Annotated in this window: 16 protein-coding genes; 2 read left to right on the top strand and 14 right to left on the bottom strand. The window is 66.6% G+C overall.

Annotated features, from left to right (window positions below; genetic code table 11):
- Window positions 1-23: 23 nt before the first annotated feature.
- Entirely contained in the window at window positions 24-1,502 is a 1,479-nt protein-coding gene (locus F1640_RS22780; protein ID WP_124808265.1) for a hypothetical protein, read from the bottom strand.
- Window positions 1,503-1,768: 266 nt separating this feature from the next.
- Here F1640_RS22780 and F1640_RS22775 point away from each other — a divergent pair, with 266 nt between their 5' ends.
- Window positions 1,769-4,081, top strand: a complete 2,313-nt coding sequence (locus F1640_RS22775; RefSeq protein WP_124808266.1) for a bifunctional diguanylate cyclase/phosphodiesterase — start codon at window positions 1,769-1,771, stop codon at window positions 4,079-4,081.
- Between the two features lie 6 nt (window positions 4,082-4,087).
- On the opposite strand, the gene F1640_RS22770 is transcribed toward F1640_RS22775, so the two are convergent.
- The 10 genes from F1640_RS22770 to F1640_RS22725 form a co-directional block, all read right to left on the bottom strand.
- Window positions 4,088-4,744: a 2-hydroxychromene-2-carboxylate isomerase gene (locus F1640_RS22770; protein WP_124808267.1), complete on the bottom strand. Its 657-nt coding sequence runs from the start codon at window positions 4,742-4,744 to the stop codon at window positions 4,088-4,090.
- A gap of 79 nt (window positions 4,745-4,823) precedes the next feature.
- Window positions 4,824-6,131 carry an MFS transporter gene (locus tag F1640_RS22765; RefSeq protein WP_124808268.1) on the bottom strand — a complete coding sequence of 436 codons (1,308 nt, stop codon included), beginning with the start codon at window positions 6,129-6,131 and terminating at the stop codon, window positions 4,824-4,826.
- Window positions 6,128-7,027, bottom strand: coding sequence for a TauD/TfdA family dioxygenase (locus F1640_RS22760; RefSeq protein ID WP_194921926.1), 900 nt, complete (start codon window positions 7,025-7,027; stop codon window positions 6,128-6,130). The genes F1640_RS22765 and F1640_RS22760 overlap by 4 nt, the downstream gene beginning before the upstream one ends.
- A complete protein-coding gene (locus F1640_RS22755) occupies window positions 7,024-8,652 on the bottom strand; it encodes a thiamine pyrophosphate-requiring protein (RefSeq protein WP_124808270.1) in 1,629 nt (542 codons plus the stop codon). The genes F1640_RS22760 and F1640_RS22755 overlap by 4 nt, the downstream gene beginning before the upstream one ends.
- Before the next feature lie 25 nt (window positions 8,653-8,677).
- The gene (locus F1640_RS22750) at window positions 8,678-9,655 is read right to left on the bottom strand and encodes a TauD/TfdA family dioxygenase (RefSeq protein ID WP_194921920.1); all 978 of its coding nucleotides are present in this window, start codon (window positions 9,653-9,655) and stop codon (window positions 8,678-8,680) included.
- Between the two features lie 96 nt (window positions 9,656-9,751).
- Window positions 9,752-12,208, bottom strand: coding sequence for a TonB-dependent receptor (locus tag F1640_RS22745; protein ID WP_194921917.1), 2,457 nt, complete (start codon window positions 12,206-12,208; stop codon window positions 9,752-9,754).
- A gap of 122 nt (window positions 12,209-12,330) precedes the next feature.
- Window positions 12,331-13,098 (bottom strand): IclR family transcriptional regulator, encoded by a 768-nt coding sequence (locus F1640_RS22740; protein WP_124808273.1) that lies wholly within the window; start codon window positions 13,096-13,098, stop codon window positions 12,331-12,333.
- Between the two features lie 128 nt (window positions 13,099-13,226).
- On the bottom strand, window positions 13,227-13,682 hold the full coding sequence (locus tag F1640_RS22735) for a DUF3237 domain-containing protein (protein ID WP_124808274.1): 456 nt from the start codon (window positions 13,680-13,682) through the stop codon (window positions 13,227-13,229).
- A gap of 76 nt (window positions 13,683-13,758) precedes the next feature.
- On the bottom strand, window positions 13,759-14,241 hold the full coding sequence (locus F1640_RS22730) for a DUF3237 family protein (protein WP_124808275.1): 483 nt from the start codon (window positions 14,239-14,241) through the stop codon (window positions 13,759-13,761).
- Window positions 14,242-14,398: 157 nt separating this feature from the next.
- Window positions 14,399-15,037, bottom strand: coding sequence for a twin-arginine translocation pathway signal protein (locus F1640_RS22725; protein WP_124808276.1), 639 nt, complete (start codon window positions 15,035-15,037; stop codon window positions 14,399-14,401).
- 226 nt (window positions 15,038-15,263) lie between these two features.
- Between F1640_RS22725 and F1640_RS22720 the strand changes: the two genes are divergently transcribed.
- A complete protein-coding gene (locus F1640_RS22720; RefSeq protein ID WP_124808277.1) occupies window positions 15,264-16,106 on the top strand; it encodes a phosphatase PAP2 family protein in 843 nt (280 codons plus the stop codon).
- 19 nt (window positions 16,107-16,125) lie between these two features.
- Here the strand turns inward: F1640_RS22720 and F1640_RS22715 are convergent, their stop codons facing one another.
- From F1640_RS22715 to F1640_RS22705, 3 genes are all read right to left on the bottom strand, one after another.
- Window positions 16,126-17,106 carry an acyl-CoA dehydrogenase family protein gene (locus F1640_RS22715; protein ID WP_124808278.1) on the bottom strand — a complete coding sequence of 327 codons (981 nt, stop codon included), beginning with the start codon at window positions 17,104-17,106 and terminating at the stop codon, window positions 16,126-16,128.
- A 17-nt stretch (window positions 17,107-17,123) separates the two neighbouring features.
- Window positions 17,124-18,269: an acyl-CoA dehydrogenase family protein gene (locus F1640_RS22710; RefSeq protein WP_190287143.1), complete on the bottom strand. Its 1,146-nt coding sequence runs from the start codon at window positions 18,267-18,269 to the stop codon at window positions 17,124-17,126.
- A 137-nt stretch (window positions 18,270-18,406) separates the two neighbouring features.
- Complete coding sequence (locus tag F1640_RS22705) at window positions 18,407-19,096, bottom strand: response regulator (protein ID WP_124808280.1); 690 nt, start codon at window positions 19,094-19,096, stop codon at window positions 18,407-18,409.
- Window positions 19,097-19,106: the final 10 nt, after the last annotated feature.

The following is a 19,106-nucleotide window of genomic DNA, read 5'->3' as shown; positions in this document are numbered from 1 at the left end:
GGGGACGGCCCGGATACCCGCCGTCAGCGCCCGATCAGTCCCAGTGCGTGACGGATGAACGCGTCGCGGTCCGTGACCCACCGTGCTTGGGGCGGCAGTGCCGGATCGACCAGCGTCCAGCCCTGCGGCGCATAGACCTGCGCCAGCGTTCCCCTGGTGTTGAACGCCATGGAGACCATGCGCTGCTGCGCCAGCGTCGTCTGGCTGTTGCCTTCCATCGCCACGCCATCGGGCGCGAGATGCGTTCCTTGCGGGCGCAGCGCGATCGCATAAGGCTCCGTCCGGAAGCTCTGGACCGTGGTGTTGAGGAAGATCGACAGATAGACCTTGTCCAGCGCCTGTCCGACGACAGCGGCTTTCGTGGGCGGCATCCGCCACGCGGGATCGACCAGCAGGCTCCAGGGGTAATTCTCCGGCGCGCCGTATCGCAGTTCGGTACGCAGATCGACGAGGCCCTCACGCGGTGTCTGCGCCGGCGCGATCCGGTTCAGCCGCAGCCCGTTCGACCACGTGAAGCCAAAGGCGCTGACATCCACCAGCGGCATGGCCGACGGCGTGGAACCGACGGGTCGGTTCGATACCGTTACGTTCTCGTAGATGCGCAGATAGGCCTTGTCCTTGATCTGGTGGCCGCTGGCGAGGTTCTGCCACGCGCGCTGGCCCTGCCAGCTCGAACGGACGAAATGCGAAACCAGCGTACCGTTGATATAGGTGCCGTGTTCCTGATCGCTGTTGGTGCCGACGTTGCCGGCAATCTCGCTGTCCTCGACATAGAGCATGGTCTGGCCGCTGGGGACGAAGATCGCGTTCTTGCCGCCATAGATCTTCGAGCGCCGGATAACGGCCGTGAACAGGCCCGGCCGATGCCCGTCGAAGGCTTCCAGATAGACCGCGCCGATCGGCTGGATCGCGCCGGGGAAATCCAGTTCGACATCGCGCATTTCAAAATGCAGCCGCTGCTGGCCGATGTCGTAAAGGTGAAGGCCGACGGACGCCCACTCGTTCCCCGTCCGGAACGTAACACGGCGCCCGGGGATCGACGAGCGCAGGATATATTGGGTTCCGCGCAGATCACCCGCAACCTGCGGCATCAAGGGCGCGAACGGGTAGATGCACGGTTGCCCCGTGCCATCTAGCGCTTCATAAACGAGTTCGTAGCCCCCTTCGATGCGCCCGCCGAAATCATCGACGCTCCGTCCGGCATAGACTTCGCGGCCGGCGGCGCGCGAGGCATCGCATTTCACCAGCAGCCGGACGGCGGGGCGGCGCAAGCCATCCATCGGCATATAGAACGGATAGGCGCGGTCAGCCTGGTCGGGTGGCAACGTGGCTGCCGAGGGCGGCGAAGGTGTATCCTGCGCGCCGGCGAGCGTTTCCGGCATGGAAACGTCGGCATAGCGCAGGCTTTGCCCGGCTCCCGCCCCCGCACCGGACAGCAGGGGCAACGCCAGCACCGGCAGGGCCAGAATCGTCAGCAGTTTGACCCTTGCAGGCACGCGCACCGGTTGCTCCCTGTTTCACGCGAAAGGAACACCCTCCTAGACGGAAGGGCGTTAAGGCGAAGTATCGATGCGGCTGGCCCATGCCGCACTCCGGGAGCCGCGACAGGCATCCGAACATGCTCCGGATCGGTGGAATCCGCCTGTTCACATTCAACCGAACTTAACGATTGTGACCAATAAACCGTCGCCTCCGAAGCAGCGCCAGGCACGGTGAAGATTCGCCACGCCGCGAGAAGCGCTGCCCTGCCGCAGGTGATGGACCGCAGATGAGCTTGGTGGATACGACGGACGGACAGGCTCTACGCAAGGCGCAGGTCGAAGCCAGCCTGAAGCTGGCGCGGACGGCGGTCATCGGCGGTATCATCAACGCAATCATCGTCGCGACCGTCCTGTGGTCTTCCGTGTCCCACGCGGCCATCGCGTTCTGGACCTTGCTGGTCCTTGGGCAAGGCCTCGTCCGCATTCTGCACGCGCGCCGTCTGGCCAAGAACGATTACGAGGACCTGTCTCCGTCAAGGGACGGCCGCTTCATAGAGCTTCTTGCCACTCTTAACGGCATTGCCTGGGGCATTTCCATGGCGATCGGCGGCCTCGACGCCACGCCTGGCGTGTTCACGCTGCTGGCCATGCTCACCGGCGGCATGATGGGCGCCGCTGTCATCAGCTATGGCCCGCTTCCGCGCGCCGCCTTTTCCTATATGATCCCGCTGACGATCGGCTCGATCGCCGGATGGCTGCTGTCCGGCAATCCCCTGGCGACAACGGGCACGCTGCTGATCCTGTGCTACGCCGCCGTCCTCTCCCGCTCGATCAAGGGCAACGAAAAGGTCTTCGCTGAAAAAGTCGCGCGCGAGCAGGCGCTCCGGGAAAGCGCGGAGACCGTGCAACTCCTGCTCAAGGATTACGAGGCGCAAAGCGCGGACTGGCTGTGGTCGATCGACCGGGAGGGGCTGATCGTGGCCCCCACCGATCGTTTCGTCGAAGCAAGCGGACGCGACCGGGAAGCGCTTGAGGGGCATGCCCTGCTTTCGCTGTTCGAAGCCGGCCACGAGTACGAGCGTCTCGCCGAAATGCTGCGGAAACGGCAGGCGTTCCGCGACCTGACCGTGCAGATCGCCGTGGGCGGCGAAACGTGCTGGTGGCGGCTTTCCGCCCAGCCACGCGCCGGCGGCCGCATGCAGGGCGTCGCGTCCGACGTGACGGCGGAAATGCGCGCGGAAGCACGGGTCAGCTACATGGCGCACTATTGCGGCCTGACCGACCTCGCCAACCGCTTCCTCTTCAACGAGACGTTGAGCCGCGCGGTCAAGCGGCTGCACGAAGAGGAACGGACGGCCGTCCTGTGCCTCGATCTCGACCAGTTCAAATCGGTGAACGATACGCTGGGGCATCCCATCGGCGATCGCCTGCTCTGCGAAGTCGCGCGCCGCGTCGAGGCCTGCGTGCAGGAAAAGGCCATGGTGGCCCGCCTTGGAGGCGACGAATTCGCCGTTCTGATCGAGCGGGTGAAATCGTCCGACGAGGTGGAAGCCTGCGCTGCCCGGATCATCGATGCGGTCGACCAGCCGTTCATCCTCGACGGGATGCAGGTGATGACGTCGACCAGCATCGGCATTGCCTTCGCCACTGTGGCGGACAGCGATCCCACCGAAGTCATGAAGCGCGCCGACCTGGCGCTGTACAGCGCGAAGACCAACGGGCGGAACCGCTTCGCCCATTTCCAGGTCGGCATGGACGAAGCGGCGCGCGAACGGCGCGATCTGGAAATGGACCTGCGCGCGGCGCTGGTGCGCAACGAGTTCACGCTCCACTACCAGCCGCTCGTCAACATCTCGTCGGGCGACGTGGTGGGTTACGAGGCCCTGATCCGCTGGCAGCATCCCACGCGCGGGCTGATCATGCCCAACGCCTTCATCCCGCTGGCCGAGGAAACCGGGCTGATCGTGCAGGTGGGCGAATGGGTGATCCGCCAGGCGACGGCGCAACTCGCGCTATGGCCGGCCGACCTGCGCATCTCGGTCAATCTTTCGCCCGCGCAGATGCGCAGCGCGAACCTGATCCCCACCGTGGTCAACGCGCTGGCCAGCGCGGGGATCGACGCCGGCCGGCTGGAGCTTGAAATCACCGAAACCGTGCTGATGCAGGACAGCGAAGCCAACGTATCGACCCTGTACAAGCTGCGCGAGATCGGCGTGCGCATCGCGCTCGACGATTTCGGAACGGGCTATTCCTCGCTCAACTATCTGCGCAGCTTTCCCTTCGACAAGATCAAGATCGACCGGTGCTTCGTGGAATCGCTCGATCACAACGCCGAATCGCGCGCCATTATCCAGGCCATCACCGGGCTCGCGGGCAGCCTTGGCATGGACACCACGGCGGAAGGCGTCGAGACCGACGCGCAGCTACAGGCGCTGCGCGACAAGGGATGCACCGAGATCCAGGGCTTCCTCATCTCCCAGGCGATCGATCCCGACGGCATCGGGGAGGGAACGCGCCCTGCTTCGCCAAAGGGAGAAATCGACAGTCTTCCCGTCGAAGCGAAAGACGAGGACGCGGAAAAGCGCAACCGCGCAGCCTGATAGGCCCTATCCGTTCGTCCGGCGCGGCACGCCATAGCCCAGCCCTTCCAGCCGGGCCATCGCGGGGCCTCGAAACAGTGCGGGATTGGCCAGATAATCGTCGATCATCCCGATCGTGTCGAACCCCCAGAAAAGTTCCGCGCCCACTTCCACCGTCGGCACGCCGAAAACGCCCCGCGCGATGGCAGCCTCGGTATTGGCGCGCAGACGGTCCTTTACCGTGGGCGCGGCGAGTACCGCCGCCACGCGGTCCAGCCCCAGCGCCCGGCCGAACGCTTCCAGATTGGCCGGATCGCCAAGGTCCAGGCCATCGCGGAACACCGCATCGAACAGGGCGTCCACCGCATCCACCCGCGCATCGAGCGCGACCAGCAGGCGCAGCGCCTCGATCGAGCGGAACGGGTGAACATCGGGGAAGCGGAACGGAATGCCGTGCCGATCGGCAAGCCACTGGCACATGCGGTAGATCTGGATGCGCTTGGGCGGCACTTCGGCTGGTCCCAGTTGCCCCCAGTGCTGGAGCAGGCCGCCCAGCAGGACGGGTTCGGGCCGCAACGCCAGGGTGGCGTTCCGCCGCAACTGCTTCCACATCAGGTACGCGAACGGCGACACCAGATCGAAATAGAACGTGGCGGGCGTGGTCGCGGGTGGGAACGCGGACATGGCCGGATGCCTCCTTCCGGGCGATCATGTCGCCTCGCGAGCCATCCGGCAATGTCGGTGGGCAGAAAACCGCTGCGACCTATCCGTGCGCCCGCTCGCCATAGAGCCGGGCCGCGCGCATCAGGCAGGCGGCCGTGAGGACGGGGGTGACCGCGATGATCAGCATCGAATGCCGGATCGCCATGTCGCCATAGCGCGGCGTCAGCAGATCGGTGACGAAGCCGACAGCGCTTGGCCCCACGACGTTGCCGATGAAGCTGGCGCCGAACAGCAGCAGCGCGATGGCGAGCGCGCGCTGGCGCTCGGGCACGATGTTGACGGTGGCGGCATAGACCGGCCCCTGGTGGATCAGGGTGACGAAGCTGGTCAGCGCGAAGGCGGTGAACCAGACGGCGCGGTCCGAACCGAGCAGGAACACCGCTTCCGCAGGCCCCGCCAGCAGGCAGGCCAGCGCGGGCACGGCCAGCCGCCAGCGGATGCGGCTGGCGGGCAGCCGGTCGATCAGCAGCCCGCCGCACAGCACGCCCGCCGCGCCGATGAAGCCGCGCGTCGGCCCGATCGTGCCGGCAATCTCGGCCAGGCCCATGTGATGCACGCGCGAAAAGAACGTCGGCGTCCACGCCCCCGCCGCCCACACGTTCGCTCCCATCAGGGTAACACCCGCGAAAATCCAGGTGTAGCACTTGTCGGCAAACAGCGTCCGGATGTCGGCGAATATCTTCGTGGCGGACAATCGCTCGCGTTCGCGCGGCGGCGCCTTGCGCGCGGGCTCGCGCACGGTCAGCAGAAGCAGTAGCGCCACGATCATGCCGGGCACGCCCATCGCCACGAACATCGCGCGCCAGCCGTGGTTCTGCGCGATCCAGCCGGCGATCGGAAAGAACACGATGAAGGCGATCGAGTTGGCCGTACCGAAGATCGCCAGCGCCAGCGGCCGCCGGCGCGGGTGGAACAGGTCGGCGATGATCGAATTCGACGGCGGCAGCCCGCAGGCTTCGCCCGCGCCCATCAGGAAGCGCGCGATGGCCAGTTGCCAGATGCTGGTGACGAAGCCGGTCAGCACCGTCATCAGGCTCCAGAAGCCCAGCCCGATGGCGATGATATTGCGGCGGTTGAACCGGTCCGCCAGCCAGGCGATCGGCAGGCCCAGCAGCGAATAGAGGAAAATGAACGCGAGGCCGGTGGCGAGGCCCAGCGCGGTGTCGGACACGCCGAACTCGCGCTTGATCATCGGCAGCACCAGCCCCAGCAACGCCCGGTCGAGGTAGTTGAACACGGAAATGAGCGTCAGGATGAACAGCGGCCAGGTGGCCGACCACGGCCACGTCGCGTTCTCTTCGCCGGTTTCCTGGCCGGGTTCCTTGCCGGGTTCCTCGATCGCGCTCATTCTACCCTTATCCCTTCGCGCCGGGTGCGTTCGTGATCGTCGTCGATAGCCACCGACCGCTCGGCAAAGCGGATGTCGGCCGGGGGGCACAGGTCCGACCGCAGCCACAGGCGCAGCAACAGCCTGCGCTGCTCCGGATCGTCCTCGAACGCGGTGCGTCCGTGCAGCCACGACCAGTTGTGCCACAGCACCACGTCGCCGGGCGAGAGCCGGAATTGCGCGGTGGCGGCAAGTTCCAGTGCCAGCGCGCGCAGATCGGTGACGGCATCGGCAAACGCAGGCGGAAGCGCTTCCCCGCGCGCCTGCGCGGCGGCCTGCAGGAAATAGGGGTTGAAGCAGCACTGCACCCCGTCGCCATCGCCCGCGAAAACCGGAACCTCGCTGGCGCTGACCGGCGCGCGTGAGCGGAGCACCGGATTGGTGCCGAAAAAATACCCCTTGCGCAGCGCCGGCAGATGATGCGGTATTCGCTGCCGAACCGCGTCGTGCAGGTCCGCCGCGCGTACCAGAAACGAATCTCCGCCCCGCGCCGCCTCGCGCACCGTGCCCAGCGCCAGAATATCGTGCAGATCGGTATGCGGCGCCAGTTCGAGATCGGAATGCGTGCCGCGCGCCTGCGCATCGCCCGGCCGCCGCTCCACCCGCGCAACGCGTTCTCCTTGCGGCGACTGGATCGATGGCGTGCCCAGCCAGCGGCCCATCATCAGCAGGCGCTCGGCGAAGCCATCTTCCCCCACAACCGAGGGATCGCCGGTTTCGACCACAATCGCCCGCGCGCCCTGCGTAAACGCCGCGCGCAGATCGCCCCGCAGAGCCGCCAGCGCCGCTTCCTCACCGGCGGCAAACGCATGGCGTTCCGCGGCCGACAGGCCGCGACGCGGCACCACTGCGGTCACAGGCGCGAAGCTCTCGTTTCGGTATGCGTGATGAACTCGATCAGCGCGGGCTGACCGGCCTCGATCGCGGCAATACCGCGCCGGATCGCCGGGGCGATCTGGTCAGGCGTGGTCACCCGCTCGCCATAGCCGCCCAGCGCGCGGGCGAAGGCGGCATAATCGCCCGAGATGTCGGTGCTGCGATAGCGCTCGGTGGCGATCGGCATGACCGGCAGTTCGATCGCCATGGCGCTGTTGTTGAGCAGGATCGAAAGGATCGGCAGCCGTTCGCGCGCCGCCGTTTCGAAATCCATGCCGGTAAAGCCGATGGCGGCATCGCCCCAGACGTTGATGCACAGCTTGTCGGGACAGGCAAGCTTGGCGCCCATCGCCAGGCCAAGGCCATAACCGAGCTGCGTCGACTTGCCCCAGCCGAGGTAGGACAGCGGCGTCACAGACTTCCAGAACGGCGTCAGTTGGTCGCGCGGCGAGCCGGCATCGTGGGTGATGATCGTATTGGCCACGTCCACCGTGCGCTGCAGTTCCCACAGCACGCGATAGGGGCTGAGCGGCGTGTCGTCGCTTTCGAGCAGGGGCAGCCATTCCGCCAGCCAGCGGGTTTCCACCTCGCGGATTTCGGCAATGGTGGCCGAGGGATTGCGCGGGGCGTCCAGCCGGGCGCGGCAGGCGGCTATCAGCATGGCCAGCGTCAGCTGCGCGTCGCCCACCAGCGCCGCTTCGCAGCGCACACTCTTGTTGATGTCGGCAGGATCGAGCGTGGCATGGATGATCGGCACATGATCGGGCATGGCCACGCCGAACGCGGTCTCCGACAGGCTGCACCCGATGCCGAGGATCAGGTCGGCCCGGTCGAGGAAATGGCGAAGCTGGCCGGGGATGGCCGCGCCGCCCGATCCCAGCGCCAGCGGATGCGTTTCGTCGAACGCGCTCTTGCCTTCCAGACTGGTGGACACGGGCGCGCCGAGCAGCTCCGCCAGTTCGCGCAGTTCGGCATAGGCCTCGGCCCAATGGACACCCTGCCCCGCGTGGATCACCAGCCGCCGCGCGGCGACGAGCCGGTCCGCCACCGCCTCGACCGCTGCGGGATCGGGGCCGAAACGGGTGCTGATCACCGGGCGGTAGTCCAGTTCCCCCGGAATCTCCTCGGCCAGGACGTCCCATGGCATTTCGACGAGCGCAGGGCGCAACCGGCCGTTGCGCAAGGCCGAGAAGGCGCGGCGCAGCACCGCCGGCGTGTCCTCTGCACGCAGGATCGGCTCCGCCGTCTTGGTCACGTCGCGCATCGAGATCGAGGCGTTGAAGTTGTCCGGCACGTGGGCGATGCGCCGGGCATAGCCCTGCGGCAGCACCAGCACCGGCACGCTTTCCGAATAGGCCTGCGCCACGCCGCCATAGGCGTTCTCGGTGCCCGGCCCGTGCTGCATCGCGAACACGCCCATGCGGCGGCCGCGCGTCAGCCGTGACAGCGCATCGGCCATGTGTACGCCGGTCCGCTCCTGCCGGACGATGACCGGGCGGATGCCGATCGCCGCCGCCGTTTCCAGCACCGCGTTGCGCGGATAGCCGAAAATGACGTCAACGCCCTCGCGCCTGAGGATTTCCGCGATCGCGGCGCTCACCTTCATGCCGTTTCTCCGTGTCCGCCGCGGTTCAGTTGCCGGTCTGGCGCGCGGCCGGACCGAGCGGGCGTTCGCCCACCACGGTGGTACGGATCAGATGACGCCGCTCGTACTTGAAATCGTGGACCCCGCGATGGAGCGTGAAGCGGTTGTCCCACACGATCAGCGTGTCCTTCTGCCACTTGATGCGGCAATGGTAGTGCAGATGCTGCGCCAGGCTCTGGAGATAGGCCAGCAAGGCCCGGCTTTCGTCCTCGCTCCAGCCGACGAAGCGCTTGAAATAGGCACTCGTGGCAAACAGCGCCTTGCGCCCGGTTTCGGGATGGACGCGCACCGCCGGGTGGATGCTTTCGAGCTGGTCCTCGGTGAAATCGTGGCTTTCGCGCAGGCGCAGCCGCTTGTCGGGCGCGAGCTTCTCGTTCTTAGCCCAGATGTCCTTGCCCGAATAGACGACCTGCAGGCTATCGAGCAGCGTCTTCATCCCGTCGGACAAGTGCTCATAGACGAGGTAGGCGTTGGAAAAGGCCGTATCCCCGCCCCACTGCGGCACTTCCAGCGCGCGCATGACGATGCATTTGGGTGGCGTGGGCAGAAACGGGCTGTCGGTGTGGAAATGCTCGAACGAGGGCACCACGTTTTCGGGCTCGTGCGCTTCGCGGCGCACTTCCTGCATGTCGCGATGGCCGGCATAGGTCGGCGCCTGCGGCAGTTCGGTCAATTCGCCGAAATAGCGCGAGAAGGCCTTGTGCTGTTCCGGCGTCAGATCCTGATCGCGGAAGACGATCACCAGGAACTGCTCGAACGCCTTCATCACCTCGGCCAGCGTTTCCGCGTCAAGCGGCTGGCGCAGGTCCACCCCGGTGATCTCGCAGCCGCAGGCGCCCGAGATCGGTTCGACGCCGATCCTGCGAAATTCGGGCATCGGCAGGCCGGCGACGATGGGGGTTCCGGCGGGAGTTTCGGTGGCCGGAACGGCGGGGTTGGCAACGGGTCGAGACGACACGGTCATTCCTTTCCTGCGATAGTGCGGGTCGCCGGTCTCCGACCGGGCCGGATGTCCGGCGAAGGACGACCCACAGGCCGTCCTTCGCCGCATCAGCCGTTCCTAGAAACGGCGCTTGAGCGTGACGGCCCAGGTGCGCGGTTCACCGGGAACGCCCTGGATCGAGTTGGTCGATCCGCGATTGTCGAAAATGTCGGAATAATAGAGCTTGTTGGTAAGATTGCGGACTTCCACCGCCAGTTCCCAATCCTTCTCCGCCGTCGCGTAGGCCACGCGGGCGTTGACCAGCGTGCGGCTGGGGATCACGCCGAAAATGTCCTTGCCGCCGGTCGCCGCATCGACGTTGTTGGCATTGCGTTCGAACGCGTCCTCATGGTTGACGTCGATGCGGGGAATGATCGTGCCGGCCTTGCCCAGATCGAACTCGTATTGCGCGCCAAGGCTCCACTGCCAGGGCGAGATGTAGACGCCCTTGTCCTCCAGACCGATGCCGGCGCTCGCCGCGATCGCGCTGATCGAATCGTACTTGAAGTGGAGGTAGGCGAGCGACGCGTCGATCGAGAGGCCCTGCACCGGACGCAGCGCCAGCTCGGCCTCGAAGCCCTTGATCGTCGCCTTGCCGGCGTTGAGCGGCAGCGCGCACGGCGCGGCTGGCACGCCCACCGCCACCGGGCAGTTCGAGACCGTCACCAGGATGTCGTTGTACTTGTTGATGAACGCCGATGCGTTGAGGCGCACGCGATGGTCGAGGAATTCGCTCTTGAGGCCGATTTCATAGGCCTTGAGCGTTTCCGGATTGTGCGGCAGGGCCTGGGCCGGGAAGAAAGGCCGGGGATTGATACCGCCACCCTTGAAGCCGGTCGAGAACTGGGCATAGCCCATGATCGCGTCGGTCAGGTGGTACTGCGCGCCAAGCCGGTAATCGACCCGGCTCCCCGAGAACTCGCGCGACAGCCCGTTGAGCGGCGCCAGCGAAGCCGGAACGGCGCCACCGGTGGACGAGCCGGGAATGCCCTCACGCCCATAGATGAAGGTTTTGCTCTGGTCGGTGTAGCGGATGCCGCCCAGGATGGTCAGCCGCGCCAGCGGCGAAACTTCGGCGTTGGCGAACACGGCCTTGGTCTTGGCCGGAATCGTGTTGTCCTCGATGAAGTTCAGCGTCGGCAGTGTGACGCGCGACCGGTTGCGGCTGGTTCTGTCCAGATAGAACCCGCCGACGGTGAGGTTGACCATGTCGCCAATCTTGGCGGACAGGCGCAGTTCCTGGCTGAACTGGTGGTTATAGACGCGGTTTGCTTGCAGCCCGGTGTTGAATGGCGAACTGTCGCCGGACGAATAGTTGCCGTCGAACTTGCGATAGGCGGTGATCGAGGTGAGGTTGAGGTTGTCGGTCAGTTCCGCCGTGATCGTGCCCGAAACGCCCCAGCTGTTGATCAAGCCCTTGAGCGGCGCGGACCACGTGCCCGAACCATCGCGCGGGGTGACCTCGGTATAGTTTTCGTAGCTGACAAAGGGGCTCTTGGTGAACGTATCCTGCGCGTAGTTCCCGTAGGGCGAATACGAGATGTAGGGCGAACCCGATGCCGTGCCGAAGACGTTGCCATTGAGCACATAGGCCGAGGATGGCGGCGTCGCCACGCCGGTCAGCGTTGCGCCGGGGACCGCCTGGCGACCGACGTAGAGCAGCGTTGCGGGGCCGACCTCGCTGTTGTCGCGCGTCACGTCCGCCGCAAGGTCCACCGTCACCCGGCTGGAAGCCTGCCAGCGCAGCGCGAGCCGGCCGGCGACGTATTCCTTGCCGCCCTCGGTGCCCAGCTTGCACTTGTCGGCGGCCACCATGCTCGGCAGCGTGCTGCCGGGATGGGTGCAGGCATAGTCATAGCGGGTGACGTAACCGTCCTTCTTGACGGCAACGCCCGAAAGGCGGGCGAAGAGCTTGTCCGGCACCACCGTGAAATTCGCCGCGCCGCGCAGCTCCATGCGGTTGTAGCTGCCATAGGTCGCCGACAGGTAGCCGTCGTTCGAACCGTCGGGCTTCTTGGAATAGAGCTTGATCGCGCCGCCGATCGAATTCTGGCCGGCGAGCGTTCCCTGCGGACCACGCAGGATTTCGATGCGGTCAAGATCGATGAGGCTCAGCATCGATCCCTGCATCGTCGGCAGATAGACATCGTCGACATAGATGCCCACGCCCGGTTCGAGCGCGAACGAGGTATCGCGCTGGCCAACGCCGCGAATGTAAGCGACGACGGCGGGACCGAAGTTCGCCGAAGCCGTCCGGAGCGTCACGTTCGGGGCCTTGCCGCCCAGATCGACGAGGTTGGTCTGGCCGCGCTGTTCCAGCATGGCACCGCTCATCGCCGTGATCGCGATGGGCACGTCCTGCAGTTTCTGGTCGCGGAACTGCGCGGTGACGATGATCTCCTCGGCCGCCGGGTCCTTGCCCTTGGCCGTGTTGTCCGGAGCTTCCTGTGCGAATCCCGGCCCTGCCCAGAGCATCGCGCCGGCCAGCGCCATCACCGAACCGCCGGCCGCCCGTAACATAGCACCACGCGCCATTCGTCCATCTCCCCTTGTTGCGGCCATCTTTGTCCCGGCCTACGGGAGGTATAGAGCATGTTGATAAATCAACGGTCAAGGGCGTTCCGAATTTCGGAATCACAATTCCATTATACGGAAAACTAGCTGTAAGAGATGGCCGCCAGTTCGCTGATCCGCATGGCCGCCCCGCGGACGGCGGCGGCAAGGTCATCCTCTTCATGCAGCCGGTAGCGTGCCGAAGGCATGGTCACGCCGATGCAGCCCAGCATTTCCTTCTCCGCCCCGAAGATCGGCGCAGCGATGCCGGCGATGTCGTGACGCGGATCGAAATAGCGCGCCGTTCCTTCCTTCCGGATTCGCGCGAGGTCCGCTTCCAGTTCCGCCCGCGTTGGCCGGGGGCGCCCTGTCAGTGGGCCATCGCCGGCCTTGCGCAGCAGGATTTCCCCTTCCCCCGTCGGCAGGAACGCCAGAATGGCCCGTCCGAGCGAACCCCAGGGCAGGGCAACTTCGCCCCCCTTCTCCACCGCGAACCGCAGCAGGTGCGGCGTGGAGACCACATCCGCGATGATCCCGCAGCGCCCCGGCGGACTATAGGCGCACAGCACCGCCGTCTCCTGCCATTCGGCGACCAGCATGTCCAGGAACGGCCGCGCGCTGCGCGTCAGATCGAAGCGGGCAATGAGTTGGGAAGCCGTGCGGTAAAGCTCGCGCCCGGGGCGATAGCTCTGCCCGCTTCCCCGCTCCACGAAACCGCAATCGAGCAGCACCTTGAGCAGGCGATGGACCGTGCTTGGCGGCAGTTCCGCGCGCGCGGCGAGTTCGCCCAGACTAAACCGGTGCGGGCCGGCGGCGACCAAACGGATCAGGTAGGCGACGCGCTCGGCGGCACCACGCGGCGGTTCAGTCATGGCACCTCTTGTTGTTGATCCATCGCCTGTATCTCCCGCTTATGCTGCACGCCGGTCACCCGGCAAGGCAAGAGCGCTACGGACGGTGGTCAAGCAAGAGGGGACGCAAACAGTGGCACGGCGCGCGCTCAGACCAGCGCGTAGTAGCGGAACAGCGAGCGGTCGGGATCGGTTCGCCGTTCCCCGCCGCCGACGATGACCGTGCGCGAGAGCCAGTCGTGCGGCCCCTCGGGCACGCGGAAATAGGGCGTCAGCCGGAAGTATGACGGCTGCGGCTCACCCGGTAGCGGACGGACGAGATAGCCCTTGTTCTGGATGTAGATCGTCGTCCCGTCATCGGCCTGAAGCAGATAGTGCGCGTTCAGCTCAATGGTGCCGTCGGCGCGCACGGTCGCGTAGTCCGCACCGCTGTGCGGCACCACCGTACCGGACAGGCGCGGGCCGAAAATGGTGCCGCCGATCGCCGGGGTATAGCCTTGGTTGCCCCCGCCCGGAAGCGGACCGAAAATCACCCGGTCGGCACCGAACAGGACTTCGATGTCGAACACGTGCTCAAGGCGGCAGTCGGCGGGGGACGGGGTCATCGGTTTTCCTCGGAACTGAAAGGCAACAACGGGTTGCAATCAAAGGCGCCACCACCCGGGAGGCGATCGCGGCAGGTCACAGCACGACGAAGTAGTGGATGCGGTTGGCGCCGGGGATCTTTTCCGCCACGCCCACGAAGACATGCTGCGACAGCCAGGCGTGCGGCCCTTCCGGCGCATCGAACCGGGGCGTCACCCGCATGTAGTAATCGTCGAAGCCCACCGGCTCGTTGCGGCGCATCCGGTCGGCGATCTCGTCACTGCGCGCCCAGCGGAAGCCGCGGTTTTCCAGGTAGATGATCGCGCCGTCATCCGCTTCCAGCAGGTAACGCGCGTCGAAGTCAATCACCCCATTCGGGCGCGTCAGCGGGAAGTCCCCGCCCGACATCGGCACCACGCGGCCATTGAGGCGAGGCCCTTCGACCACACCCTCCTTGGCATAAATCGCCCCGCGCGAATCCCCTCTTGCGGCGGGAGCGACCCAGCTTGGCCGCGAAAGGGTGATCGAGATCGTGAAGGCGTGCTCAAGACGCGGCAGGAACGGATGCGGGTTCGACATCGCTCGAGCTAGACGCACAATAGTTGATTCGTCAATACAATAGCGATGGCGATGCCGCGCAGCATTTGGCGTCCGTCACCCTGATGCCGCTAGCGCCAATCTGGACGGGGACACCATGCTCCACGCGTTTAGGGTCAGGACCCAGCCACTGCTCGGCTTACTGCGCTTGCGCCGCTGATCCGGCTTTCCCGGCCTTGCTCGCCGCCACCATGGCATCCCACGCGCTCCATTCGATCGCACGGCCGGGATATGCGACGTTCGCGAACGGCCAGTCGGCCTTCACCCAGGCGGTCACCCACTGGTAAAGCTCGGCGTCGAAGCCCGCGTCGTATTCGGCCTTGGTCACCCACAGCCTGACCACGGCGTCGTAGCCGGGAACGGTGCTGGGATAGACATAGACACAGCCGCGTTCGCGCGTGCCATCGGGCGTCAGCACGGAATAGGCGAAGGACTTGCGGCCCTGAAACCGGGCCTGCTCGGTTTCCATGTCCTGCACGGCGTCGGCGGCGGAGATCCCCTCGCGGGGCCAGCTGGTGCTGCGCGAAAACGTCTTCTGCAAGTGCTCGATGGAGGCCATGTAGGCGTCGTAGTCGATCTTCGCCAAGGAGGGGGCGAGCGGCACGACCTTGAAACCCGGTCCTTCCACGTGAGTCGGAACGTTGAAGCCGGCCGATACAAAGGGCGGTGCCGGCGCGGCAACGGTCGCGGATGACGGCGCCGTCCCTTCAGCCCATGCGGCAGCCGCCGGCATGGCAAGCATCGTCAACGCCAGACCTGCACCGGCCTTCCACATCATCCTGTTACCCTTCCGGACCGAACGCGCCACACAAGCTGTCGGCCCTCGCAAGAACCGCAACGATGCGGTGGCTAGGGCGGCGGGCGGTGGCGGGCAATACGCCATTTGCGCGGGTGTTTCGCATTCTCGCCCCGCGCGTGAACCGCAGGGTTGGCGAAGCGAAAAAGGACTGGCATCACCCACCCCAGGCAGCCAGCCGGACGCTTGAACGAACGAGGCAGAAGCAATGACCAATCGCGGTACGATCACACTTGTCGCCCTGCTGTTGACCGGCGCCGGCGCGGGCGCCGCACTGGCCGGGCAGACCTCGCCCGGATCGTCCAGCGCATCGCCGTCTGCCTTGCCGATGACCGCAACGGCGGCGGGCGCCTATCTGGCTCCCGGCACGGGTATTGACAGTGTGGCGCTGGTGCCCCCCGCACCCGCGGCCGGTTCCGCCACGGAAGCGCGGGACCATGCCGCCGCCGACCGCGCGATGGCCTTGCAGGGCAAGGCGCGCTTCGCGCTCGCGGCGAGCGATGCCGATCTCTGGTCGCCCAAGGCCACCGGCACCTTTTCCTGCACCGCCGGCCTTGCCATCACACCGACGGACACGCCCGCGCTCAACCGGCTGATGCGCCGCGCCATGATCGATTTCGGCATGGCGACGAGCGGCGCCAAGGACAAGTACAAGCGCCCCCGCCCCTTCATGGAGAACGGCAAGCCAACCTGCACCCCTTCGCAGGAAGCCGGCCTGCGCACCAACGGTTCCTATCCCTCCGGCCACAGCGCCATCGGCTATGGCTGGGGGCTGCTGCTGGCGGAGCTGATCCCCGACCGCGCGACGCAACTGGTCGCGCGCGGCCGTACGTTCGGCGAGAGCCGCCGGATTTGCAACGTCCATTGGGAAAGCGATATCGAGGAAGGACGCGTGGTCGCATCCGCCGTCTTCGCCCGGTTGCAGGCCGAGCCGGGTTTCCAGGCCGACCTGGCGGCCGCCCGCGCCGAACTGGCCAGCCAGCCGCACAAGGCACCGGATCGCGATTGCGCGGCGGAAGCGGCCGCGCTGGCGGAGGACATCCCCGGATAAGAAGGTTCACTCGCCGCCGCTATCCGGCGAAGACTTCCGCGCGTACCCAGTCCACCGAACCCGCCGGATCGGCGAGCCGGGCATGGCCCAGCACGCCGTTCCAGTATCCTTCTGAGCCGTCCGCCAGGCGCCATTCGTGGAGCCGCCGGGTCAGCAACGGAAGGTCGAATTCCTCGCTGATGCCGATCGCGCCGTGGACGGCATGGGCAGTGCCGGCCAACCGCGCTGCCACCGACGAGGCGGTCGATTTGGCCACCGCAGCGGCCGCGAGCGAAACATCGAGCCCCCGCGCGCAGCCCAGTTGCGCGGCGATGCGGGCAGCGACGGCATCTTCCGCCATGACCGCGAGATTCTGTTGCAGGGCCTGCTGGCGGCCGATGGGCTTGCCGAACTGCACCCGTTCATTGGCATGGCGCGTCGTCATATCCAGCAGGCGGTGCGCCACGCCGGCGATCAGGGTGGCCCGAACGACCGCCGCCAGTGCCCGCAGCCCCGCCTCAGGGCGGGCGATCTCCTGCCCCGCTGGTGTGTCACGCCAACCGATCCGCGCGCACAGCGCGTGATGCACGCCCGTCGGCGTCACCGCCAGCGCATCGACCGGGGCAAGCACGAGGCGGTCACCCGTATCGACCAGGACATGCTTGGCCACGAGACCGCACGACACGATCTGCTCCGGCACGCCCGCCGTGGCGAGCGCGATCGGGCCATCGGGCGAGGCGACGCCAGCCCCGGCCATCAAGGCGCGCGCCACCATGGTTTCGGCCACCGGCAACGGCACGGCATGAGCGCCCACGGCCTCGATCAGCGGCGCGATAGTTGCCAGCGACAGGCCGGCTCCCCCCGCATCCTCGGGCACCAGCGCATCGAGAAAGCCCGATTGCGCCAGTTCGCTCCACATCGCCGAGGCATCGCCGCCGCTTTCCACGGCGCGCACCGCGGCCGGCATGGCAATCGCCACCAGCATCCGGTCGAAGGGTTCGAGCAGTTCGCTTGCATCCATCGGCTCTCTCCCGTCCCCTACCGCAGACCCATGCCGCGCGCGATGATCCCGCGCAGGATCTCGCGCGTGCCGCCGCGCAGCGAAAAGCTGGGCGCGATGTGCGTGACATAGAGCAGCGTGCGGTAGAGCTCGTCGCTCACCGGCTCGTCGGGATGCGCGGCCAGGTCGTCACCGATCGCCACGGGGAGGTCCTGTTCGAACGTCGTACCCCGATCCTTGACGATGCTCGCCTCAACCACCGGGCTCTCCCCCAGCGCAAGGCGCGCGGTGCAGGCGATCGACATGGCGCGCAGCGTGGCGATTTCCGCCATGAAACGGCCGGTCAGCGCATCCGCGTCACGGCGGCCAACCGCCTGCAGGTGCCGTATCCAGGCATCGAGCAGCACCACCGAGGAATAGATGCGTTCCGGCCCGGAACGCTCGAACGCGAGTTCGGCCGTGACCTGCTTCCAGCCTTCGCCTTCGCGGCCAATCAGCGCATCGGCGGGAAGCTCAACATTGTCGAAGAACACTTCGGCGAAATGCGCATCGCCCGTGAGATCGACGATCGGCCGCACCGCAACGCCCGGCGCCTTGAGGTCGATGATCAGCTGCGAAAGCCCTGCGTGCCGGTCTTCCGACGTGCCCGACGTGCGCAGCAGCGCGATCATGTAATCCGAATGCATCGCATTCGTGGTCCAGATCTTCTGGCCGTTGACGCGCCAGCCCGCGTCCGTGCGCTCGGCGCGGGTTCGCACGCTGGCAAGGTCCGAGCCGGAGCCCGGCTCGCTCATGCCGATGCAGAACAGCGCCTCCCCCCGGCAGATGCGCGGGATATAGGACTGGCGCTGCTCTTCGGTACCATAGCCCAGGATCAGCGGCGCGCTTTGCCGGTCGGCGATCCAGTGCGCGGCCACCGGCGCGCCGGCGCTCAGCAATTCCTCCACCACCACGAACCGGGCAAATGGCCCGCGCTCCTGCCCGCCATAAGCCCTGGGCAGCGTCAGCCCCAGGAACCCCGCCTGCCCCAGCGCACGGCTGAACGCGGCATCGAAGCCCTGCCACGATCGCGCCCGCCGATCCGCCGGCAGTCCCGCGACGTGACTGGCGATGAAGGCCCGGATTTGCGGGCGCAAAGCCTCATCCTCGGGCGGCAGCGCGGCCAGCGTCAGCGTGTCGAACACTGTGAGACATCCTCGATCAGAACCAGCCGCATGATCGTTCATGCGTTCCGCCGGACCGGCTTAACCGATCAGTTAAAGCGACGCAATGCAGGCTCCATCGCGCTTCAACCGACGGCAAGGGCAAGGTGGCAGGCGGGTTACGCCTCCACCTGCAGCCGATAGCCAACGCCGGGTTCGTTGCGCAGCAAGGTCGGCCGCGACGGGTCTTGCTCCAGCTTGCGGCGGATCGCGCGCGCCGCCACGCGCAAGTATTCCACATCGTTTTCGTGGCCAGCGCCCCACACCGTGCGCAACAGCTGGGTGTGCGTCACCACGCGCCCAGGCGATTTCGCCAGCTCCGCCACGAAGCCGTATTCCTTGGGCGTCAGGCGCACATCCTCACCGCCCCGGCTCACCCGGCGCGCCGCCAGATCGATCTCCACGTCGCCGTGGCGCAGCACTGGCGCGCCGGTGGCACTCGCCAGCCGGTGCCGCAGCGCCGCCCGGATGCGGGCGAGCACTTCCTCGCTGTCGAACGGCTTTGCCACGAAATCGTCCGCGCCAAGGTCCAGCGCCGCCACTTTCTCGTCCGTCGCATCGCGCGCGGAAACGACGATCACCGCCGCTCCGGCGACCTTGATGAGCGGGATGAGCTCCAGTCCATCCCGATCGCGCAGGCCAAGGTCGAGCAGAACCACTTCGGGCTTATCGATCTGCAGCGCCGCCAGCGTCTCGCGCGCGGACCCGGCCTCCACCACGCGATAGGCGGCGCGGGCCAGGCTGGCATGGAGCAGCCGCCGGATGGCCGGCTCGTCATCGACCACGAGTATCGTCACCGCACTGTTCATTCCGCACTGC

It is taken from the genome of Novosphingobium sp. NBM11 (genome assembly GCF_015390225.1).
Classification (GTDB): Bacteria; Pseudomonadota; Alphaproteobacteria; order Sphingomonadales; family Sphingomonadaceae; genus Novosphingobium.
This window is presented reverse-complemented; position numbering and strand designations above follow the sequence as displayed.